The organism is Devosia sp. Root685, from assembly GCF_001427875.1.
GTDB lineage: Bacteria > Pseudomonadota > Alphaproteobacteria > Rhizobiales > Devosiaceae > Devosia.
Map to the genome: position 1 here is coordinate 86,208 of NZ_LMHK01000005.1, position 21,510 is coordinate 107,717.

A 21,510-nucleotide genomic window follows, 5' to 3' on the forward strand; every position below is an offset into this window, starting at 1 on the left:
AGTGATGCGATCTATCCCCATGGGGAGTTTGATCGCAAGGGGGAATGGGGGCGGCCGGGAGAGCGGGGCTCCCGTCACCCCCTCCCAGCCTCCCCCATCAAGGGGGAGGTGCCGGTCTGGCGGTTGGGACGAGAGCCAGTCTCAAACTCGATGCAACACCTCCCCCTTGATGGGGGAGGATGGGTGGGGGTGGGGCCCCGCGCGCAGAAGCCCCAAAATCAATCGAGCTTGTGCCCCGGCTTTGCCGCGGCAGCCCAGGCGGCGCCAAGATCGGCCAGCCTTGCCTCGAGCACTTCCACCGTCAGCCGCACGGTGCCGCCGCCGGCAAAGGTGATTTCCACCACGCCTGAAACGCCATCGGGGGATGGAACAAAGCTCAGCGCCAGGAGATTGAGCACGCCTTCGGCCGAGGCGGGATCAAAGCCGGCATAGGCGACGCTTTGCACGCGGTCGAAATGGAGGCCAGAGCGTTTGCGGAGGCCCTTGCTCCGCGGCTTGTCCTCGGTCCAGTCGTAGCGGTTCATCAACAGGGCAAAGCGCTTGTCGCCGCGGGCATAGCCCATATCGACGACGCGCACGACGGCATCCTGCACATGGGCGGAAAGCACGGCGAGGTCTTCAGTATCAAGCGCCAGTAGCTTGAGATCGGTCATAGGGTCAGCTCGCAAAAATGGTTCTGCCACATTTGGTCATGCATGGGCTGATCTACAAGCTTGCAGGGGCGGGGGCAATTGGGGGGGCAGGCGTTGCATGCTTCGGTATGTGCCACCACCCCCTCCCATCCTCCCCCATCAAGGGGGAGGTGCCGGCTGGTGGGTTGGGTGAGACCTTGCCTCACACTCGATGCAACACCTCCCCCTTGATGGGGGAGGATGGGAGGGGGTGACCGGGAGGCAGGGGCGTTAACAACTCTCTTGATAACTGACCAGTCAGTCAGTTATAATCGCCCCATGACGAGTGACAAAAAATTCCGCCGGCGGGCTGAGGCGCGGCCGGATGAGATGCTGGATGCGGCTTTGGCCGTATTTTCCGAGAAGGGTTTTGCTGCGGCCAGGGTGGACGAGGTGGCGCGGCGGGCGGGTGTTTCCAAGGGTACGGTCTATCTCTACTTTCCCTCCAAGGAGGCGCTGATGGAGGGGATCGTGCGGCGCGCAGTGGCGCCGATTGCCGAGCGGGCGGTGCCGGATATGGCGCGTTTTGACGGCGATCCGCGCCTGCCCATCGCCATGCTGGTGCATATGTTGCAAACGCTGCTGGCCGATCCGAACAATCTCGCTGTGCCGCGGCTGATCCTCCGCGAAATCATGAATTTTCCCGGCCTTGTCGAACTCTATCGGCGCGAAGTGCTGGGCAAGGTGATCCCGGTGCTGACCGCGCTCGTTGCGCGGGGCGTTGCCTCGGGGCAGTTGCGAAACGTCGATCCAGAAATGACGGTGCGCTCCATTATCGGGCCGATTCTCGCGCATGTGGCGCTGAGCGAAGTGTTTGGCATGCGGCCCGAAGAGGGGCTGGCGCTCGACCGGCTGGTGGAAAATCACCTCGATATCCTGTTTCACGGCATTTCGCCCGCGGGCGGAGAGGAGACGCCATGAACGACTTTTTCGGCGGGCTAATGGCGGCGGTTTTGGCGTTGTTTTCGCCGGCGGGGCCTGCGGGTTTTACCGGCTATATCGAGGCCGACTATGTTTATGTCGCGCCGGTGAGCGCGGGGCGGATCACCGAGATCGCCGTTGTCGAAGGGCAGACGGTGGCCGAGGGCGACCTCTTGCTGGTGCTCGACCAGAGCCAGCAGCAGGCCCTGCTATCGGCGGCCGAGGCGCGGGTGGCGGCGGCGCGGGCGACGCTCGAAAATCTCGAAACCGGCAGCCGCAGCGAGGAGCTTGATGTCATCCGCGCTTCATTGGGCAAGGCCGAGGCGGACCTTGGGCTGGCAAAAACCAATCTCATGCGCAGCGAGCAGCTGGAAAAGGCGGGCTCGGTTTCCGCGGCCAAGGTCGAAGTGGATCGCAATGCGCTGGCTTCGGCCGAGGCGCAGGTGAACCAATTGAAAGCGCAGCTTGCCGTCGCCGAATTGCCGGCGCGTTCGGGCCAGCAGGTGGCGGCGGAGGCCAATCTTGCCGCGGCCGAAGCCGATGCCGAAGGGGCGCGGATCGATTTTGCCGAACGGCAAGTGCATGCGCCTGCGGCGGGCGTCATTGAAAAGCTCTATTATGCGGCGGGGGAAGTGGCGGCCGTGGGGACCCCGATCGCTTCCATCCTGCCGGCGCGGGCGCTCGAAGCACGATTCTTCGTGCCCGAAACCGCGCGGTCGAGCCTCTCGGTCGGGCAGGCGGTGACGGTCACCTGCGATGGCTGCGCCGATATGGCGGCGACGGTGGTGCATATCGCGAGCGAAGCGCAGACGACCCCGCCGGTGATCTATTCAACGGAGGAGCGCAGCCGGCTGGTTTATCTCGTTGAAGCCCGGCTCGACGATGCCGCGAAATTGCAGCCGGGCCAGCCGGTGACCGTGCTGCCATGAGCCAAGAGCGCGTCATCGACGTGAAGGGGCTGACCAAGCGCTTTGGCGACAAGATGGTGGTCGATCATTTCGATATCGCCGTGCCCAGGGGCGCGATTTACGGGTTTCTGGGACCCAATGGCTCGGGCAAGACGACGACCATTCGCATGCTCTGCGGCCTCTTGTTGCCCGATGAGGGCGAGGGGCAATGCCTTGGTTTCGACGTGCGGCGCGAGGCGGGGAAGATCAAGGCCGAAGTGGGCTATATGACCCAGAAATTCAGCCTTTATGAGGACCTGACCATTCGCGAAAATCTCGATTTCGTGGCGCGGATGTATGGGGTGAAGGACCGGAAGAGCCGCGTCGATGGGGCGCTGGCGGATCTCGGGCTGGCCGATAGGGCAGGGCAATTGGCGGGGACACTCTCGGGTGGCTGGAAGCAGCGGCTGGCGCTGGCGGCGTGTCTGATCCACGACCCCAAACTCCTGCTGCTCGACGAGCCGACGGCCGGCGTCGACCCCAAGGCGCGGCGCGATTTTTGGGATGAGATCAGGCGGCTTTCCAAGGCCGGCGTCACCGTGCTGGTCTCGACCCATTACATGGACGAAGCCATTCAGTGCGATTTCATCACCTATATCGCCTATGGCAAAAAACTGATCGACGGGCGGGCGACGGAGATCCCCACCATGGTGGGGCTGACCACCTGGCGGGCCGAAGGGCCGGAGCTGGTGGCGCTCGAAGATGCGCTGAAGGGTGAGCCGGGCGTCGAGCAGGCGGCGCGCTTCGGCTCGGCGCTGCATGTGTCGGGCACGGACGCAGCGGCTTTGGCGGCCACCGTGGCAAAATGCCGCGCGGACGGAAAACAACGCTGGAGCGAGGTGCCGGCGGGGCTTGAGGAGGCGTTTATCTATCTCATGGCGGGGGCGCGGGATAATTTTTCGCGCGACGCGGCATGAACCTGCGATTTTCACTCAGCCGCTTCGTCGCCGTGCTCTGGAAAGAATTCATCCAGATGCGGCGCGACCGCGTCACCTTTGGCATGATGATCGGCCTGCCCATCATTCAGCTGATGCTGTTCGGTTTCGCCATCAATGCTGATCCCAGGCACCTGCCGACGCTGGTGGAGGTCAACGATGACGGACCGCTGACCCGGGCGCTGCTGGCGGGCATGGATACCTCGGGCTATTTCGATTTCATCGGCGAGGTGCGCGGCCCTGATGCGGGCGAAGAGGCGCTACGGCGCGGCGAAGCCAATTTCGTCGTGGTCATCCCCGCCGATTTCGAGCGCGACGTTGTGCGCGGGTTGCGGCCCAATCTCCTCATCGCTGCCGACGCGTCCGACCCCTCGGCCGTGAGCGGCGCTGCGGCGGCCATGAGCGGCATTGTCAATGGCGCCATCGCCCAGACGCTCACCGGCCCGCTTTCGCCCGCCGCGGGCGCGCCGCTGCCTTTTGAGGTGATCGTCCACCGGCAATATAATCCCGAAGGAAAAACCTCGACCAATATCGTGCCGGGGCTCTTGGCCATCATCCTCTCCATGACCATGGTGATGATCACCGCCGTCGCTATCGTCAAGGAGCGCGAGCGCGGCACGATGGAAATGCTGATTTCCATGCCGGTGACCCCGCTCGAAGTCATGGCGGGCAAAATCCTGCCCTATGTCCTTGTTGGCTACGTGCAGACCGCAGTGTTTCTCCTCGCCGCCTTTGTTCTCTTCCGCGTGCCCTTTACCGGCACGTTCACCGCCTTCTTCTTCGGCTTCAATCTTTTCGTCCTGGGCAATCTGGCGCTGGGGTTTCTCATTTCCACGGTGGCGAAAAACCAGATGCAGGCCATGCAGCTGAGCTTTTTCACCATCCTGCCCTCGATCCTGCTTTCGGGCTTCATGTTCCCCTTTGCCGGTATGCCCCAATGGGCGCAGGCCATCGGCACCGGCGTGCCGGCGACCCACTTCATCCGGCTGATTCGCAAGGTGATGCTCAAGGGCGCGGGAACGTTCGACGTCACCGCGGAACTGGCCGCGCTCGGGGTGATCGTGCTGGTGATCACCGTGGCGGCGATGCTGCGTTATCGGCAGACGCTGGATTGAACCAAAAGGCCCGGCGCAAGCGCCGGGCCTTTCTATATTTTCGTCGTCGCCCGCCATTCGAGCGTAGCTCTCATGGCCTAGCGCGCTAAAATCGCTCCACTGGAGCGATTTCGCCCTTCGGGCCGCGCCCTAGCCTGCCAGCCGTTCAATCTCCGCGCCGCAGCGCGACAGCTTGTCTTCGAGCCGCTCAAAGCCGCGGTCGAGGTGATAGATGCGATTGACCACCGTCTCGCCCTTGGCCGCGAGCCCGGCGATGACCAGCGACACGGAGGCGCGAAGATCCGTCGCCATCACCTGCGCACCCCTCAGTTGGGATTTGCCGTGAATGGTCGCCACCTGCCCATCGACGGCGATATCGGCGCCGAAGCGGGCCAGTTCGGCCACGTGCATGTAGCGGTTTTCGAAAATGGTTTCGCGCACATGGCTAACCCCTTGGCTCATGGTCATCAGCGCCATGAACTGGGCCTGCAAATCGGTTGGGAAGCCGGGGAACGGATGGGTTTCGATATCGACCGGTTGAATGCCATTGCCATTGCGCTTGACGCGCACGCCATCGGCTTCGACCGTGAGATCGACACCGGTACGGGCCAGGATATCGAGCGCCGATTGCAGATGCTCGGGCCGCGCACCGCGCAGCAAAACGTCGCCACCGGTCATGGCCGCAGCCATGGCAAAAGTGCCGGTTTCGATGCGATCGGGAATGACGTCCACCGTGGCGCCATGCAGCTTTTCGACGCCTTCAATGGTCAGCGTGCGCGTGCCGATGCCCGAAATTTTTGCACCCATGGCAACGAGGCATTCGGCGACATTGGTGATCTCGGGCTCCTGCGCCGCGTTCTCGATCACCGTCGTGCCCTTGGCGAGGGTCGCGGCCATCAAGAGCGTATGGGTCGCGCCCACCGACACTTTCGGGAACACGATGCGATTGCCGACAAGGCCACCCTTGGGGGCGCGGGCAACCACATAGCCTTCGTCGATGTCGATTTCGGCACCGAGTTCCTTCAACCCAAAGAGGAAGAGATCGACCGGCCGCGTGCCGATGGCGCAGCCACCGGGAAGCGAGACGCGCGCCTCGTGGCAACGGGCGAGCAGCGGCCCGATGACCCAGAAACTGGCGCGCATTTTCGAGACGAGATCATAGGGCGCGGTGGTGTCGACGATATCGGCGGCATGAAAGGTCATGCGCTGGCCGACGCCATCGGCTTCGCCGCGACGGCGGCCATGCACGGCGATATCGACGCCGTGATTTTCGAGAATGCGTTCGAGCTGTTTTACGTCGGCAAGCCGGGGGACATTGCTGAGCACCAAGGGCTCATCGGTGAGCAGTGAAGCGATCATCAGGGGCAGGGCGGCATTTTTTGCGCCCGAAATGATGATGTCCCCATTGAGCGGATTGCCGCCGACCAAACGAATACGATCCATGAAATGGTTCCTCTGAACCGGCCCATATCGGGCCTTCTACCTGTGGGGGAGGTAGGCGAGGTCTTCGTTGCCACGTAAGCCAGACCAGCCGCGCTCTATGCGAATATGTGACGTTCCTAGTTCGCCCGAAAATGATTTACGGTTTCTTGACCGCGATCGTTTCGGGTGCCGGAGCATCATCCCGGGCAGCGCGCGCCCTGGCCTGATCCTTTCGACGCTTGAGGTTCTCGCGAAGCTTTGCGGCCAATCTTTGCTCGCGGGCACTAGCTTCGTTCGACTTACTCATCGCCTTCCTGGCTATCGGTGATTCACAGGGAGCGTTAATAGGCGTTTTTTGCGCTTGCGTCGAGTAAATCCCTATGGCACACAGCGCCCGTCGCCGAGAGGGATCACCCCGGCGCCTTTCGATGCTGCCGTAGCTCAGTGGTAGAGCACTCCCTTGGTAAGGGAGAGGCCGACAGTTCAATCCTGTCCGGCAGCACCAGTTTTCCCAGCAAATATCGCCTGAAGCTCCAAATACTTAGTGTCTTCCGTGGGTTCCGCTAAGAGCGGAGCTACAAAGCGTGTCGCGATTCACGGCGCGGAAAAGGGGGGGATGGCCGGGCCGTGATCACTGCGCAGAAATGGCAGCATCGCGGTACGTGGTCTGAAGCTTTATCAAGTCCGCTTATATCCTTGCCATGTTGCCTGGCTGAAGGCGCGGCCCGATCGCTGACTTCATAGAGGTAATTGTCATGTCTGAGTTGCGTGACAGTGCATAGCGGATCGGTGACTCCCTGCCAATTTGGGCTTCGTTGCCTTAAGGCGGTTGGTGCCTAAAATTGCCGCAACTGCTCTTATTTTCGACAAATGGCATCGCATCCGCGCTGTTTTACGGCTGAAACACCGTAATCGGGCAATGGCACGGCACTTGCTTATATAGTTGCAGAGTTTGGTGGCTAGGGTTCCGGCGCATAGGCGTGGCAGGTCCGAGAGCTGCCACTGGTCGGGGAGACATCCCACCAGATGCACGGCGGGACAAAAGCCCGGGAGACCTCGTTGGCCAAGGGATTGGCGAGCGTCGAGTCTCGTTGATCCCTCAAGTAAAGAGGGAATGGCATGGTGCCCAAAGCTCCAACAGTCATTGCATCGTCCGAGTGCGTCGGGGTGCCGTCATGACGGCCATCAAGCGGATGTTCGTGCTGCTCTGCGGCTATGAAATCCTGCCGATGACGGTGTCCCTGCGCGGCGCCGATCCGCGTTTCATCGTCTCGGTGCCCATTTGCGCCTACCTCCTCGATACGAGTGAAGGTTGGGTGTTGTTCGATGCTGGGCTCGACAGTTTTCACCTCACCGATCCCGATCAGGTCAGCAGGTATTTTTCACCAGGCGCGTGGTTTCCGCCGCCGGTGGTCAAGCCGGTCCACGAAATGGAAGCTCAGCTCAAGGCGATCGGTATCGGCTTTGAGGACATTTCGGTCCTTATTCTGTCCCATCTTCATGCCGACCATAGTGGTCATATCAAGCGCATGAGAGAGGCGCGGATCGTTATCCAGAAGGTGGAATACGACTACGCATTCTCTGACGAGCCGAAGATCGCCTATTTCCCAGAGGACTATGATCTTCCTGGGCTGAACTGGCAGATCATTGATGGCGACACGCCGATTATGCCCGGCATCGAGGCGATCTTTACGCCCGGGCATACGCCGGGACACCAGTCTCTGGTTCTTGACCTGCCGGTGACCGGCAAGGTCATCCTGACCGCAGACGTTGGCGACTGGATCGAGAATTTCACGCGAGAAATCCTGCCCGGTTCGGCCAGCGATGACGACGAGGCGATTGCCTCGATCCGCCGGATCAATGCGTTGCAGCGGGAAACCGGGGCGGAGATGTTTCTGACGCACGATCCGGTGCTGGTGCAGAAGATCAAACTGGCGCCTGACTTCTATGAGTGAGCCCGTGCTGTCCATTCGCGGGCTCCATGTCCGCCTTAGCCGTGACGGGCGCGCCAATACCGTGCTCGATGGCGTCGATCTCGATCTGGCGCCCGGCGAAGTCGTGGCGCTGGTGGGCGAAAGTGGGTCGGGAAAATCCACCATTGGCCTTGCGCTGCAGGGCCTGCTTCCCGCCGAGAGCCAGCCCGAGATTTCCGGCAGCATTCGTCTCTCCAAACACGAAATCGTCGGGGCGAAAGCCGGCGAATTGCGGCAGGTGCGGCGCGACCTCATTCGTTCGGTGCCGCAGGACCCGATGGGCGCGCTCAATCCGACCATGAGCATCGGCAGGCAGATGGCCGAAACGGGGCTGAGCCCGGCCGAGGTGCTTGATTGGTTGGGGAGGGTTGGATTGCCCGACCCGCGGCGCATCGCGGCCGACATGCCGCACAGGCTTTCCGGGGGGCAGCGCCAGCGCGTGCTGATTGCCATGAGCATGGCGGCAAAGCCGCGTGTGCTGGTGGCGGACGAGCCGACGACGGCGCTCGATGTGACGGTACAGGCGCAAATCCTGACGCTGCTGACCGATCTGGCGCGGGAGCAGGGCACGGCGATCCTTTTTATCACCCATGACCTTGCCGTGGCGGCCGAGCTTTCCAATCGCGTCATGGTGCTGTTTGGCGGACGGGTTGCCGAGCTGGGGGAAACGCGCGCGGTGGTCAAGGCGCCGGCGCATCCTTATGCGGCGGGTCTTCTCTCGGCGCGGTTTGATCTCAGTTCCGATCGTGGGCGGCAGTTGTCGACGCTTTCTACGGAGCGCGGTCGCACGCGGATCGAAGGACCGCATTGCAACTATGTGGCGCGCTGCCCGATCTCGACGCCCGAATGCAGCCAGCGCCGCCCCGACCTGGCGCTGCGCGAGGATGGCCGCCGCGCCGCCTGTTTCAATTCGGACAAGGTGCCTGATCTGCTCTCCAGCGCGCGGGCCGCGCCGGCATGGCCCGAGGCGATTGGCGGCAATGCCAATGCGCTTGAGCTTTTCCGCATCCACAAGAGCTTTGCGGGACGTCGTAAGGGGCTTTTTGGTGCCAAGGCGCGCACTAGGGTGCTTTCGGGCGTCGATCTGCGGATCGGGCTTGGCGAATGCGTGGCGCTGGTGGGCGAAAGCGGCTCGGGCAAGTCGACATTGCTGCGTATCGCCGCCGGCCTTGTCGAGCAGGACGAGGGCGATGTGTCCTGGTTTGGTGGCATTCCGCCCCAGGTGGTGTTTCAGGATGCCGTTGCGGCGCTGACGCCCTGGCTGACGGTCGGTGAGCAGATCGGGGATCGCCTGCGCCCGCTCAATGTGTCGAAGGCGGAACAGCAGAGGCGTGTCGCCGAGGCGCTGGAATTGGTCGGCATTGATCCGGCTTTGTCCGGCGCCTTGCCGGCCGAGCTTTCCGGCGGGCAGTGCCAGCGCGTTACGGTTGCGCGGGCGGTGGTTGTGCCGCCAAAACTGCTGCTCTGCGACGAGCCGATCAGCGCCATGGACGTGTCCCTTGCGGCGCAGACGCTTAATCTCTTGGGCACGCTGCGGCGGCAGATGGGCATGGGCATGCTGTTTGTGACCCATGATCTCGCCGCCGCCCGGCTCATCGCCGATCGCATCGCCGTGCTCGAAAAGGGCCAGTTGGTGGAAATCGGCGAGCCTGACCAGATCATCTCGGACCCGCAGGCGCCCTATACCCGCACCCTCGTTAGCGCCGTGCCGCGTCTTGTGACAGAGGAGGCAAGCGCATGAGCGTGTCCATGCCAAGCATTGCAGCGCCGGCATCAGCAAAATTCTCCTGGCTCCGCCGCATGGGTTGGCTGGAGCGGATCGGCCTTGCCGGGGTGATCGCCATTACCCTCCTCGCTATTTTCGGGCCGCAGCTTGCCCCCTTTGATCCGATGCTGCGCGTCGCCGACGCCTATCTGCCGCCGGGACTGCCGCATCTTTTTGGCACGGACGAAATTGGCCGCGACCTCTTTTCGCGGGTCTTGCTCGGTATTCGTTATACATGGCTGCCTGGCCTCGCCGTCATCGGCATAGCGCTGGTCATCGGGAGTGCCGTTGGCGTTTTCGCCGGCATGATGGGCGGCTGGGTCGATGCGCTGTTCCAGCGGATTGTGGAGCTGTTCCTGGTTCTGCCATCGACGCTGATTGCCATCTCGGTGGTAGCGGCGCTGGGGCCGGGGCTGCTCAATACCATGATCGCCATCACCATTTTCTGGTGGCCCTGGTATGCGCGGATGACGCGGGACGAAGTCAGGCGCATTCGCAGCCGGCCGCATGTCGAGGCGGCGCGGATTTCCGGGGTCAGCAAGACCCGGCTGATGCTGCGCTACCTGCTGCCGGGCACGGTGCCGGCGCTGCTGGTCGCTGCGACGCTCGATGTGGCCAATATCATCCTGACGCTCTCGCTGATGTCCTTTCTCGGGCTCGGCCTGCCGGCACCAGCGCCTGAACTGGGCGCCATGACGGCGCGCTCCATCGATAGCCTGACGGTTTATTGGTGGCTGCCCATTCTTCCCGCCGTTGTCATTTTCGTCATGTCGGTTTGCGCCAACCTTGCCGGCGACGGCGTGCGTTCGGCCCTCAGAGGAGCGTGACCATGGCCCCTTATCTGATCAAGCGCATCGCCGGCCTTGCCGCTGTCTTGCTGGTGATGAGTTTTATCGTCTTCTGCCTCCAGAGCATTATTCCGGCCGATCCGGCGCGGTCGCTGGTTGGGCCATCGGCGCCGCAGGAAACGGTCGAGCGCCTGCGCGAAGAAATGGGGCTCAATGATCCCCTGCTGGTCCAATATGGGCACTTCGTCAGCCGGTTGGTCGAAGGCGATCTCGGCACATCGATCCGCACAAGGCAGCCGATCGCCGAGGATGTGCTGCGCTATGGCCCGGCGACGCTGGAGCTGATCCTGGCCGCCATGGTGCTCGGCACGGCGCTGGCTTTTATCCTCGCCTTTGCGCAAGCGACGCTGGCACGCTCCGGCGCCATTCGGGTCGGCATGCTGACCCTCGGCTCGGTGCCGATTTTCCTCACCGCGCTCCTCTTGGCCTATTTCCTTTGGTTCAAGCTTGGCTGGTTTCCCGGCAGCGGCCGCATCGATATCAGGCGCTTTAGCGGTCCGACGGGCTTTTTTGTCCTCGATGGACTGTTGCTGGGGCGGCCGGAGGTGACGTTGGGCGCGCTCCGCCACCTGTTCCTGCCGGCACTGGCGCTGTCCGTTCCGATCGCCATTTCGGTCGGGCGATCGCTAAGCTCGGCGCTCGTCGATGTCATGCGCCAGCCCTATATCCGCACCGCGCGCGGCAAGGGGCTCAGCGCTGGCCACATCTTCTTGCGCCATGGCCTCCGCAATGCCGCATCCGCGCCTCTGGCCATGCTGGGCCTGCAGGTGGGGCTGATGTTCGGCAATCTGCTGATCGTCGAGCGCGTCTTCGCCTGGCCCGGCCTCGGCCTCTATACCGTCCAATCCTTTGCCACCTCGGACCTGCCCGCCATTCTCGGCGTCGCCCTGGTCTTTGGCGCCTTCTACATCCTGGTCACCATGCTGGTCGAAATCGCCCAGTCATTGGCCGATCCCCGCATCGCGCTCTAGCGCACCCAAATAGAGGAAAAGCCATGACGACTGCCGATCCCGAAATCGCTCAACAGATCGCCGCCAATCGCGCCCGTTATGAGACCTTAAAAGCCGCGGGTACGGGGCAGGCGCCGCAGGCAATGCCCCAGTTGACCAGCCTTGCCAGCGCGGCCATCGATCCCGCTGTCGTCATTTTCTCCGAGACCGTTCCAGGCGGCTGGTACGCCAATTATCGGCTCAAGGTGGGCGAGCGTATTCGCATTGCGAGCCCCGCGGGGAATAGCGCTGTGGCGCTTCTCGCCTGGAATGCGGCGGACACCTCGGAACGTCTCAACCACGCTGACAGCATAAAAATCCAGTGGACCGCTGCGCTGGCCAAAGGCCGACTGCTGTTTTCGGACATGGGTCGCGTGCTCCTCTCCATCGTCGAGGACAGCAGCGGCGCGCATGACGTGTTGGCGGGTGGCCTCAATGCCGCCAGCGTGACGCGGAAATATGGGGCGGACGCGGCGCTGCGCAATACGCGCACCAATTTCGTTCTCGCGGCCAGCAAGTTCGGTCTCGACCCCCGCGATATTCCGCCCTTTGTGACCTTCTTTGCGCCGGTAAGCGTTGCCGAAGACGGATCCCTCGGCTGGCGCGAGGGCGCGCGGCGGGCAGGGGACTTTGTCGAACTGCGGGCCGAGATGGACCTTTTGGTCGCCATCTCCAACTGCCCGCATCCGCTCGATCCCTCGCCGACCTATGTGGCCGGTGCCGTGGAGGTATCGACCCTTGCCGCTTTGCCGCAGGACCCCACCGATTTCTGCCGCAGGGCGACCTCGGAAGCCGTACGCGGTTTTGAAAACAACGACTTTTACCGGGCCAAGTGAGGAGCGCGGCAATGACGACATTGGTCTACGAACACGAAATCCCGGCGCGCCAGCCATGGTCGGGCATCATCCGCAAGGGGCAGGTTTTCCGTATCATCGACACCTTTGGGCAGCAGGCCGTCGATACGCTGTTTTACAAGGCCGACGACTTTGCAGAGCGCTACAGCGCGCAGGATACGCTGCAGGCGCAGGGCGCCGCCTATATCTCGACCGGCAGCCGCCTCGTGTCCAACGAGGGCAATGTCATGCTGACGGTCACCGACGATTCCTGCGGTCGCCACGATACGTCGGCGGGTGCCTGCTCGTGCGAATCCAACACGGTTCGCTTTGGCCACCACACCAAATTCGAGCATGCCTGCCGCGAGAATTTCGTGGCCGAAGTGTCCCGCCATGGCATGAGCAAGCGCGACGTGGTGCCCAATATCAACTTCTTCATGAACGTGCCGATTGCGCCGAGCGGCGATCTCGTCATCGATGACGGGATTTCTGCGCCCGGCTCCTATGTCGAAATGGTCGCCGAGATGGATGTGCTTTGCGTCATCTCGAATTGCCCCCAGATCAACAATCCCTGCAATGGCTTCAATCCCACCCCGGTCGGCGTGCGGATCTATGAAGCAAAAGGCGCTTGAGGTTCGTCATGCAACTTCCCCAGATCCTCGATTTTGCCAGCCTCCGTTCGCTTTATGAGGGCGGTGCCACGCCGCTCGACATGGTGGAAGCACTGATCCTGCGGCTCGATGCATCGACAGATCCGGCGGTTTTCATCACGCGCGCAACGCCGGAACAGTTGCGCATTGCGGCTTTGGAATTGATGGCGCGTGCGCCAAAGGCCAACGCGCTGCCGCTTTGGGGTGTGCCCTTCGCGGTGAAGGACAATATTGATGCTGCGGGGTTTCCGACGACAGCAGCGTGCCCGGCTTTTGCCTATGAGCCGGCGGCGGATTCAGCGGTCGTCGCGCGCCTCAGGGCGGCTGGCGCCATCGTGATCGGCAAGACCAATCTCGACCAGTTTGCGACGGGCCTCAATGGGACACGTTCACCCCATGGTGCGCCGCGCTCGGTGTTCAACAGCGACTATGTTTCGGGCGGTTCGAGTTCGGGCTCGGCCGTTACTGTGGCGTCGGGGCTCGCTGCATTCTCCCTTGGCACCGATACGGCCGGGTCCGGTCGCGTGCCTGCTGCGTTCAACAATATCGTCGGGGTCAAGCCGAGCCCAGGCCGCGTACCCAATACCGGTGTGGTCCCGGCCTGCCGCAGCGTCGATGTCGTCACGGTTTTTGCCGCAAATGTTGCGGATGGCATTGCCGCGCGCACGGTGATGGACGGCTATGACGGCGGCGATCCGTTCTCCCGTCGTGCCGGAAAGTCCTCTCTGCCCGCCAAGCCGCGCGTCGGCGTGTTGATGGACAAGGACAAGGAATTTTATGGCAACGCGGCCTATGCCGCGCTCTACGAGGACGCGGTGGCGCGGGCCAAAAATCTTGGCGCCGAAGTGGTTGAGTTTGACTATGCCCCGTTCCGCAGTGCGGCGGCGCTGCTCTATCAGGGGCCATGGGTGGCTGAGCGCCTTGCCGCGATCAAGGAATTCTTTGCGGGCCATGCGGACGAGATGGATCCAACCGTTCGCGCCATTGTCGGGGGAGCGGAAAAATTCAGCGCCGTCGACGCATTCGAGGGGCGCTATGAACTCGGACGCCTCAAGCAATTGACGCAGGCGGAATGGGCCAAGGTCGATCTTCTGCTGTTACCGACCACGCCGGACAACCAGACAGTGGAAGCGATGAAGGCCGATCCGGTCACGCTCAATTCGCGCTTTGGGCTTTATACCAATTTCGCCAATCTGCTCGATTGCAGCGCCATCGCCGTGCCGGCTGGCTTCACCGAGGCGGGGCTGCCATTCGGGGTCATGCTGGTGGCGCCGCAGGATTGCGACGACGCGCTGGCGCCTTTTGCCAATGCCATGCACCAGGCTGTGGCGACCGGATCGGGGATCGACCGCGCCAAGGCCGTGCCCGACATTGGCGCAATGGCTTCGGACCGCATCGAGATCGCCGTCGTGGGTGCTCATCTCACCGGCATGCCGCTCAATCACGAGTTGATTTCGCTCGGTGGCGCCTTGGTGGAGGAAACCAGAACCGCCGGAGATTATCGCTTCTTTGCCCTCAAGGGCACTGTGCCGCCAAAGCCTGGCCTGCAGCGTGTGCCCGGCGCAGAAGGGCCGGGGATCGTGGTTGAAATCTGGTCGCTGCCGCCCGCGGGCTTTGGGATTTTTGTGTCCAAAATTCCGTCGCCGCTTGGTGTCGGCAAGCTTGTGCTTGCCGATGGACGGCATGTGACCGGCTTCCTCTGCGAGGCTGCGGCGCTCGATGACGCGCTCGACATTACCGCGTTCGGCGGCTGGCGCGCTTATATCGCCAGCAAGGCGACGACGGCCGCCTGAGGCAACACAACAGCGGCAGCGCCCAGCAAATGGGCAAGCTGCCGCTGCTTTGGGCCGATATCGGGCAAAACAACAGCAAATCGGGTCAAAACGCATGGTTTTGGCTTGGCACGCGGCTTGCAGATTATCAGCCATGAGTTAGCGGCTAGGGTTCCGGCATCGCGGTGATGCGTCTGGTCCGAGAGCTGCTACCGGACCGGGAGACATCCGGCCGGGTGCACGGCGGGACAAAAGCCCGGGAGACCTCTGTGGCCAAGGGATTGGCGGCATGATGGTCGCCACCAATCCCCTTCCAGATGAACGCAGGAAAGGGACTTTTTATGAACGTGTTGAAGACTATGGCCGCCGTGCTTGTTGCAACCACGGCCCTCGCTGCAACCCCTGCTTTTGCTGAGGCTAAGACCGATTTCAAGGTCGCATGGTCGATCTATGTCGGCTGGATGCCCTGGGGCTATGCCGAGGAATCCGGTATCGTCGACAAGTGGGCCGACAAATATGGCATCACCATCGAGGTGACCCAGTTCAACGACTATGTGGAGTCGATGAACCAATATACTGCGGGCGCCTATGACGCGGTGACGCTGACCAATATGGATGGTCTGTCCATTCCTGCGGCAGGCGGCGTCGATACGACTGCGGTCATTGTCGGCGATTTCTCTTCGGGCAATGATGCGGTCATTCTCAAGGACAAGGCGGAATTGGCCGATATTGCGGGGCAGACGGTCAATCTCGTCGAGTTTTCGGTGTCGCATTATCTGCTGGCGCGGGCGCTCGACAGCGTTGGTCTGACCGAGCGCGATGTGAATGTGGTCAATACCGCCGATCCCGACATGGTCGGCGCGTTCCAGACGGCCGATGTGACCGCACTCGTTACCTGGAACCCGATGGTGTCGGAGATTCTGGCACTGCCGAATGCCACCAGCGTTTTCGACAGCTCGCAGATCCCCGGCGAGATCATCGACATGATGGTGGCCAATACCGAAGTACTCGAAGCCAATCCTGACTTCGGCAAGGCGCTGGCCGGCATCTGGTATGAGACTACGGCGCTGATAACCGCAGATACGCCGGAAGGCGCCGCCGCCCGCGCTGCCATGGGTGCAGCCTCGGGCACGGACCAGGCCGGGTTTGAAGCCCAGCTCGCCGCGACCAAACTCTTTGCCGCGCCGGCCGATGCGGTTGCCTTCGTGACCTCGCCCGATCTCAGCACCACCATGGACCTCGTCCGCAATTTCCTCTTCGACAAGGGGCTGCTCGGCTCGGGTGCGCCTTCCGCCGATGTCATCGGCATCGAACTGGCCGATGGCACGGTTTTGGGCGACGCCAACTACGTCAAGCTGCGCTTCACCGACGCCTATATGAAAATGGCCGCTGACGGCGCGCTGTAAAAAGCCGCTCATGGCGCGGCTACCCGCCGCGCCGCTTCCGGACCTCTCCCAAGAGACAATCTCATGCGGTGGATCAATCTAAAACCGTCGAGGACGACCGGGCTTATCCTGGCGATACTGCCCTTTGTCGTGGTGCTGATCGCCTATGCCATGGGCTCGGCGGCGCGGCTGGCGGACAATCCCGGCGACAAGCTGTTGCCCGGCCTTGCGACTTTTGCCGATGCCATCAATCGCATGGCTTTCGTGCCCGATCAGCGGACGGGCGAACTGTTTTTGTGGGCGGACACATCGGCCAGCCTCGGACGGCTCGGCGCCAGCCTTGGCATTGCCACGGTTATTGCGCTGCTCACCGGCATGCTGGTTGGCATGTTCCCCTATTTTCGGGCGCTGCTGGCGCCGTTTATCGCTGTTATTTCCATGGTGCCGCCACTGGCGCTCTTGCCGGTCTTGTTCATCGTCATGGGGCTGGGCGAAACCTCGAAGATCATGCTGATCGTCATCGGCATCACCCCGATCATGATGCGCGACCTCGCGTTCAAGGTCAGAGATCTGCCGCACGAGCAATTGGTCAAGGCGCAGACCCTTGGGGGTTCTTCGTGGCAGATCGCCATGCGCGTCGTGTTGCCCCAAACCCTGCCGCGGCTGTTTACGTGCTTGAAACTTCAACTCGGGCCAGCCTGGCTGTTCCTGATTGCGGCCGAGGCGATCTCGTCGGATTCCGGTCTCGGCTACCGGATCTTCCTTGTTCGCCGCTACCTCTCGATGGACGTCATCTTCACCTATGTCGCCTGGATCACGCTCCTCGCGGTGTTGATGAACTTGGCCCTCGATTGGCTGCGCGTTTCGATTTTCCCTTGGACCAAAGGGAGCGCGGCATGAGCAGGATCGTCGTTTCCGATGTCTGGCAGGAATATGGCGATCAGATCGTTCTCGAGCGTATTTCCATTACTATCGAACCACGTTCCTTCGTGGCGCTGGTCGGGCCTTCGGGCTGTGGCAAGAGCACGTTTTTGCGCCTGTTGCTCGGCGATGAAGCGCCGACGCGGGGCACGATCACGCTCGATGGCGCGCCGCTGGTCGCGGAGCCGGGACCGGATCGTGGTGTGGTGTTCCAGCGCTATTCGGTTTTCCCGCATCTAACGGTGCTGGGGAATGTCCTGCTTGGCCTTGAGCTTTCCGGCTCCCGCACACGTATCCGGCTTTTTGGCGCGGCGCGGCGGACGGCTATCGATGCCGCCCGTGCCATGATTGCCGCGGTGGGCCTGTCGGGCTCGGAGGACAAGTACCCGGCGCAGCTGTCGGGCGGCATGCAGCAGCGCCTGGCGCTGGCGCAAGCATTGGTAATGAAGCCAAAGGTTCTTCTTCTCGACGAGCCTTTTGGGGCGCTCGATCCCGGCATTCGCGCCGAAATCCACGAGCTGATGAAGACGCTCTGGCACGAGACGGCGCTCACCGTTGTCATGGTGACCCACGACATGCGCGAGGCTTTTACCCTTGCGACCCGCATCATCGCTTTCGAGCGGCCGCGCAATCGGCCCGAAGAGCGGGAGCGGTATGGCGCCAATCTCAGCCAGGACATCGCCATCTGGCCGCCGCGCATTGCTGGCGGCCCCTCGCAATTCAGCCCAGACCGGGACGGCCCGGCGACAGATTTGGGCCAGTACCGGGACGACCCGACCATTCCTCCAGTGTCGGGAGCCTAAAATGTTCAAGAAAGTCCTCGTCGCCAATCGCGGCGAGATCGCCGTCCGGGTGATCCGGACCCTCAAGCGCATGGGGATCGCCTCGGTCGCGGTCTATTCCGACGCTGATCGGTTTACGCCTGCCGTCGCCATGGCCGATGAAGCCGTGCGCCTTGGTCCTGCGCCGGCTGCCGAAAGCTATCTCGATGTCGAGGCGGTTATCGCCGCGTGCCGCGAGACCGGGGCGGAGGCGGTGCATCCCGGCTATGGTTTTTTGTCCGAAAATATCGGGTTTGCCCAGCGCCTCGCGGCAGAGGGGATTGCCTTCATCGGTCCGCGGCCGGAGCACATCGAAGCCTTTGGCCTCAAGCATAAGGCGCGCGAACTGGCCAAGGCCAACGGCGTGCCGCTGCTGCCCGGAACGGACCTCCTCTCCAACATCGAGGAGGCGCTGGCCGCGGCCGAGACCATTGGCTATCCCGTCATGCTCAAGAGCACGGCCGGCGGCGGCGGTATCGGCATGCAGCTTTGCGCCGATGAGAAAACCCTGAGCGAGAGTTTTGCCAGCGTCCAGCGCACGGCGACCGCCAGCTTTGGTGACGCGCGGGTTTATCTCGAACGTTTCGTGTCCGATGCGCGCCATGTCGAGGTGCAGCTGTTTGGTGACGGGCAGGGCAGGGTGATCGCCCTTGGCGAACGCGATTGTTCGCTGCAGCGCCGCAACCAGAAGGTGATCGAGGAGACGCCGGCGCCATTGCTCTCGGATGTGGTGCGGGCGCGGCTGCATAAGGCGGCGACCGATCTCGGCGCGGCGGTCTCCTACATTTCCGCTGGCACGGTCGAGTTTATCTACGATCCGCAGCGGGAGGAATTTTACTTCCTTGAGGTCAATACGCGGCTGCAGGTTGAGCATCCCGTTACCGAAGCGGTATTTGGCATCGACCTTGTCGAGTGGATGATCCGGCAGGCGGCGGGCGAAGATGTGATTGGTGCTGCTGGCGCGCTGGTGCCCAAGGGTGCCGCCATCGAAGCGCGACTTTACGCCGAAAAGCCCAATGCCAATTTTCAGCCCAGCGCGGGTCTGCTGACCGAGGTGATCTTCCCCGAGAGCGCCCGTGTCGATGGCTGGATCGCGACCGGCACCGACGTGACGCCTTATTATGATCCGATGCTGGCAAAAATCATCGTTTCCGGGCCTGATCGCGCTTCCGCTATTACGGCGTTGCGCGCGGCGCTGGAGCAAAGCTCGGTCTCTGGCATCGAAACCAATCTTGGCTATTTGCGCGCCATCGCTGCGTCCGAACTTTTGTCATCAGGCAAAGTGGCGACAACGGCTTTGCGCGACTTTGCCTATATCGCGGACAGTATCGACGTCATCGTGCCCGGCGCGCAGTCGAGCCTTCAGGAATTGCCGGGGCGGCTTGGTCTCTGGCATGTCGGGGTGCCGCCGAGCGGGCCGATGGACGACCTTTCCTTCCGGCATGCCAACCGGCTCGTCGGCAATGGTGATGAAACGGCGGCGCTGGAGCTGACGGTTTCCGGCCCGACGCTGAAGTTTCACGCCGAGGCACGTGTGGCGCTGTCTGGCGCAAGAATGGTGGCCAAGCTTGATGGCGTGCCTGTGCCGCATGACACGGCTTTTGTGGTGGCAGCCGGGCAGATCTTGAGTGTCGGAACTATCGACGGCGCGGGACAGCGGGCTTATCTCGCGGTCGCGGGCGGCTTTGCTGCGCCGGTGGTTCTCGGCTCGCGGGCGGCATTCGGCCTGGGGGCTTTTGGCGGTCATGCCACCGGGACATTGAAGGCGGGCGATGCGTTGCATCTGGCGCGGGCCGCGCAGAACTACGTCAAGCCCGCCGCCCATCCAGCGTCACTCGCGCGTCATTGGGATGTCGGGGTGGTTTATGGTCCCCATGGGGCGCCCGACTTCTTCCAGCCCGAAGACATCGATGACCTCTTCGCCGTCTCTTACGAGGTTCACTACAACAGCGCCCGCACAGGCGTGCGACTGATCGGGCCGACGCCGCGCTGGGCGCGCACCGATGGCGGAGAGGCGGGACTGCACCCGTCCAACCTGCACGATAATGCCTATGCCATCGGCGCCATCGATTTTACCGGCGATATGCCGATCATTCTGGGACCCGATGGCCCGAGCCTTGGCGGTTTTGTGTGTCCGGCGGTGATCGCGCGGGACGAGCAGTGGAAGATGGGTCAGTTTCGCCCCGGCGACACGATCCGCTTTTATCCTCTGGCGCGCCCGGCCGATCCGGTGATCGCAACGCCGAGCCTGGTTCGGCCCAAGATGGAGACCGGTTCGGCCATTGTCGGGACGAGTGATGCTGGTCCCGTCCCCGTCGTTTATCGCCGGCAGGGCGACGACAATCTGCTGGTCGAATATGGGGAGATGACTCTCGATATCGCCTTGCGGCTGCGGGTGCATTTGCTGATGGAAGCGGTGCAACAGGCCAAGCTTCCAGGGCTGATCGACCTGACGCCGGGCATTCGCTCGCTGCAAATCCACTATGACAGCGCCGTGCTCTCGCGCACGCAACTGCTTGGGCTGTTGGGAGAGATCGAGAAAACCCTGCCGGCGGCCGAGGATGTGAAAATCCCGAGCCGCATTGTGCATCTGCCGCTGTCCTGGAACGATCCGCAGGCGCAGCTGGCGATGCAGAAATATCAGGATCTGGTGCGACCCAATGCGCCCTGGTGCCCGGACAATATCGAGTTCATCCGCCGCATCAACGGACTGCCCGATATCGATGCGGTGAAGAACATCGTCTTTGACGCCAGCTATCTCGTGCTGGGCCTTGGCGACGTTTATCTCGGCGCCCCGGTGGCAACGCCGATGGACCCGCGCCATCGCCTCGTCACCACAAAATACAACCCGGCGCGTACCTGGACGCCGGAAAATGCCGTGGGCATCGGTGGGGCCTATATGTGCATTTATGGCATGGAGGGGCCGGGGGGGTATCAGCTCTTTGGGCGCACTATTCAGGTTTGGAACACCTGGCGCACGACGCCCTATTTCCCGGTGGGCACGCCTTGGCTGCTGCGCTTTTTCGATCAGATCCGGTTCTTTCCGGTGAGCCATGAAGAGCTGATGGAAGCGCGCGCGGCCTTTCCGCATGGCGCCTATCCGCTCCGGATCGAGGAGACGGCGTTCTCCTATGCCGACTATGCCAAGTCGCTGGCTGACAATGCAGGGTCCATCACCCGTTTCCGGACAAGCCAGCAGGCAGCGTTCAATACCGAGCGGCAGCGCTGGAAGGATGAGGGGCTCGATAGCTTCGTCGCCGATGATCTGCCCCCGGAAGGGCAAGACGGCGAGGTGCCGGACGGGTGCTTTGCGATTTCCAGCGCCGTGCCCGGCAATGTCTGGAAGATCCTCGTCGAGGAAGGCGCGCAAGTGGCCGCGGGGGATACCGTCGCGATCATCGAGTCCATGAAGATGGAAATCGCCGTTACCGCCCATGCGGCAGGAAAGGTGCGTGCCGTGCGCGCCGCGCCGGGCCGCGCGGTGCGCGGAGGCGACGTGATCGCGGTGTTGGAAGAAGCCTGATAGCGGCCGAAAACAGCTCCGGCCTAATTCCTGAGCAGGT

General features: G+C 62.6%; 17 protein-coding genes, 1 tRNA gene and 2 riboswitches. Of the genes, 16 read left to right on the plus strand and 2 right to left on the minus strand.

Annotated elements, in window-relative coordinates:
* Positions 1–218 precede the first annotated feature (218 nt).
* Positions 219–653 carry a DUF2948 family protein gene (locus ASD83_RS19820; RefSeq protein WP_056314143.1) on the minus strand — a complete coding sequence of 145 codons (435 nt, stop codon included), beginning with the start codon at positions 651–653 and terminating at the stop codon, positions 219–221.
* Positions 654–950: 297 nt separating this feature from the next.
* On the opposite strand from ASD83_RS19820, the gene ASD83_RS19830 reads away from it, so the two are divergent.
* The 4 genes from ASD83_RS19830 to ASD83_RS19845 are packed head-to-tail and all read left to right on the plus strand — an operon-like array spanning position 951 to position 4,589.
* Complete coding sequence (locus ASD83_RS19830; protein ID WP_156386062.1) at positions 951–1,592, plus strand: TetR/AcrR family transcriptional regulator; 642 nt, start codon at positions 951–953, stop codon at positions 1,590–1,592.
* Complete coding sequence (locus tag ASD83_RS19835; RefSeq protein WP_056314146.1) at positions 1,589–2,521, plus strand: HlyD family secretion protein; 933 nt, start codon at positions 1,589–1,591, stop codon at positions 2,519–2,521. Before ASD83_RS19830 ends, ASD83_RS19835 begins: the two co-directional genes overlap by 4 nt.
* Entirely contained in the window at positions 2,518–3,456 is a 939-nt protein-coding gene (locus tag ASD83_RS19840) for an ABC transporter ATP-binding protein (protein WP_056314147.1), read from the plus strand. The genes ASD83_RS19835 and ASD83_RS19840 overlap by 4 nt, the downstream gene beginning before the upstream one ends.
* Entirely contained in the window at positions 3,453–4,589 is a 1,137-nt protein-coding gene (locus tag ASD83_RS19845) for an ABC transporter permease (RefSeq protein WP_056314148.1), read from the plus strand. The genes ASD83_RS19840 and ASD83_RS19845 overlap by 4 nt, the downstream gene beginning before the upstream one ends.
* A 129-nt stretch (positions 4,590–4,718) precedes the next feature.
* On the opposite strand, the gene murA is transcribed toward ASD83_RS19845, so the two are convergent.
* On the minus strand, positions 4,719–6,011 hold the full coding sequence (gene murA, locus ASD83_RS19850; protein WP_056314149.1) for a UDP-N-acetylglucosamine 1-carboxyvinyltransferase: 1,293 nt from the start codon (positions 6,009–6,011) through the stop codon (positions 4,719–4,721).
* A 409-nt stretch (positions 6,012–6,420) separates the two neighbouring features.
* On the opposite strand from murA, the gene ASD83_RS19855 reads away from it, so the two are divergent.
* From ASD83_RS19855 to uca, 12 genes are all read left to right on the plus strand, one after another.
* Positions 6,421–6,495 (plus strand) — tRNA-Thr (locus ASD83_RS19855).
* Positions 6,496–6,938: 443 nt separating this feature from the next.
* A riboswitch (guanidine-I (ykkC/yxkD leader) is annotated at positions 6,939–7,045 on the plus strand.
* A gap of 120 nt (positions 7,046–7,165) precedes the next feature.
* Entirely contained in the window at positions 7,166–7,945 is a 780-nt protein-coding gene (locus ASD83_RS19860; RefSeq protein WP_056314150.1) for an N-acyl homoserine lactonase family protein, read from the plus strand.
* Positions 7,946–7,949: 4 nt separating this feature from the next.
* Positions 7,950–9,704 (plus strand): oligopeptide/dipeptide ABC transporter ATP-binding protein, encoded by a 1,755-nt coding sequence (locus tag ASD83_RS19865; RefSeq protein WP_244489243.1) that lies wholly within the window; start codon positions 7,950–7,952, stop codon positions 9,702–9,704.
* On the plus strand, positions 9,701–10,555 hold the full coding sequence (locus ASD83_RS19870) for an ABC transporter permease (protein WP_056314152.1): 855 nt from the start codon (positions 9,701–9,703) through the stop codon (positions 10,553–10,555). Before ASD83_RS19865 ends, ASD83_RS19870 begins: the two co-directional genes overlap by 4 nt.
* A gap of 2 nt (positions 10,556–10,557) precedes the next feature.
* Entirely contained in the window at positions 10,558–11,547 is a 990-nt protein-coding gene (locus tag ASD83_RS19875) for an ABC transporter permease (protein ID WP_056314153.1), read from the plus strand.
* A gap of 23 nt (positions 11,548–11,570) precedes the next feature.
* Complete coding sequence (locus ASD83_RS19880; RefSeq protein ID WP_056314154.1) at positions 11,571–12,401, plus strand: urea amidolyase associated protein UAAP1; 831 nt, start codon at positions 11,571–11,573, stop codon at positions 12,399–12,401.
* Positions 12,402–12,412: 11 nt separating this feature from the next.
* Entirely contained in the window at positions 12,413–13,030 is a 618-nt protein-coding gene (locus tag ASD83_RS19885) for an urea amidolyase associated protein UAAP2 (protein WP_056314155.1), read from the plus strand.
* An 8-nt stretch (positions 13,031–13,038) separates the two neighbouring features.
* The gene (atzF, locus tag ASD83_RS19890) at positions 13,039–14,841 is read left to right on the plus strand and encodes an allophanate hydrolase (protein WP_056314156.1); all 1,803 of its coding nucleotides are present in this window, start codon (positions 13,039–13,041) and stop codon (positions 14,839–14,841) included.
* 134 nt (positions 14,842–14,975) lie between these two features.
* Positions 14,976–15,085, plus strand: a riboswitch (guanidine-I (ykkC/yxkD leader).
* Between the two features lie 94 nt (positions 15,086–15,179).
* Positions 15,180–16,226 carry a putative urea ABC transporter substrate-binding protein gene (locus tag ASD83_RS19895; RefSeq protein WP_244489249.1) on the plus strand — a complete coding sequence of 349 codons (1,047 nt, stop codon included), beginning with the start codon at positions 15,180–15,182 and terminating at the stop codon, positions 16,224–16,226.
* 63 nt (positions 16,227–16,289) lie between these two features.
* Positions 16,290–17,105, plus strand: a complete 816-nt coding sequence (locus ASD83_RS19900) for an ABC transporter permease (protein WP_056314158.1) — start codon at positions 16,290–16,292, stop codon at positions 17,103–17,105.
* Positions 17,102–17,929 carry an ABC transporter ATP-binding protein gene (locus ASD83_RS19905; RefSeq protein WP_056314159.1) on the plus strand — a complete coding sequence of 276 codons (828 nt, stop codon included), beginning with the start codon at positions 17,102–17,104 and terminating at the stop codon, positions 17,927–17,929. The genes ASD83_RS19900 and ASD83_RS19905 overlap by 4 nt, the downstream gene beginning before the upstream one ends.
* Before the next feature lies 1 nt (position 17,930).
* The gene (uca, locus tag ASD83_RS19910; RefSeq protein ID WP_056314160.1) at positions 17,931–21,470 is read left to right on the plus strand and encodes an urea carboxylase; all 3,540 of its coding nucleotides are present in this window, start codon (positions 17,931–17,933) and stop codon (positions 21,468–21,470) included.
* Positions 21,471–21,510: the final 40 nt, after the last annotated feature.

Bases quoted from the DNA above. Each gene is read 5' to 3' on its own strand.
- ASD83_RS19830 (WP_156386062.1), top strand. From the start codon at position 951: ATGACGAGTGACAAAAAATTCCGCCGGCGGGCTGAGGCGCGGCCGGAT.
- atzF (WP_056314156.1), top strand. From the start codon at position 13,039: ATGCAACTTCCCCAGATCCTCGATTTTGCCAGCCTCCGTTCGCTTTAT.
- ASD83_RS19820 (WP_056314143.1), bottom strand. From the start codon at position 653: ATGACCGATCTCAAGCTACTGGCGCTTGATACTGAAGACCTCGCCGTG.
- ASD83_RS19885 (WP_056314155.1), top strand. From the start codon at position 12,413: ATGACGACATTGGTCTACGAACACGAAATCCCGGCGCGCCAGCCATGG.
- uca (WP_056314160.1), top strand. From the start codon at position 17,931: ATGTTCAAGAAAGTCCTCGTCGCCAATCGCGGCGAGATCGCCGTCCGG.
- ASD83_RS19860 (WP_056314150.1), top strand. From the start codon at position 7,166: ATGACGGCCATCAAGCGGATGTTCGTGCTGCTCTGCGGCTATGAAATC.
- ASD83_RS19870 (WP_056314152.1), top strand. From the start codon at position 9,701: ATGAGCGTGTCCATGCCAAGCATTGCAGCGCCGGCATCAGCAAAATTC.
- ASD83_RS19880 (WP_056314154.1), top strand. From the start codon at position 11,571: ATGACGACTGCCGATCCCGAAATCGCTCAACAGATCGCCGCCAATCGC.
- ASD83_RS19845 (WP_056314148.1), top strand. From the start codon at position 3,453: ATGAACCTGCGATTTTCACTCAGCCGCTTCGTCGCCGTGCTCTGGAAA.
- ASD83_RS19900 (WP_056314158.1), top strand. From the start codon at position 16,290: ATGCGGTGGATCAATCTAAAACCGTCGAGGACGACCGGGCTTATCCTG.
- ASD83_RS19905 (WP_056314159.1), top strand. From the start codon at position 17,102: ATGAGCAGGATCGTCGTTTCCGATGTCTGGCAGGAATATGGCGATCAG.
- ASD83_RS19840 (WP_056314147.1), top strand. From the start codon at position 2,518: ATGAGCCAAGAGCGCGTCATCGACGTGAAGGGGCTGACCAAGCGCTTT.
- ASD83_RS19875 (WP_056314153.1), top strand. From the start codon at position 10,558: ATGGCCCCTTATCTGATCAAGCGCATCGCCGGCCTTGCCGCTGTCTTG.
- ASD83_RS19895 (WP_244489249.1), top strand. From the start codon at position 15,180: ATGGCCGCCGTGCTTGTTGCAACCACGGCCCTCGCTGCAACCCCTGCT.
- murA (WP_056314149.1), bottom strand. From the start codon at position 6,011: ATGGATCGTATTCGTTTGGTCGGCGGCAATCCGCTCAATGGGGACATC.
- ASD83_RS19835 (WP_056314146.1), top strand. From the start codon at position 1,589: ATGAACGACTTTTTCGGCGGGCTAATGGCGGCGGTTTTGGCGTTGTTT.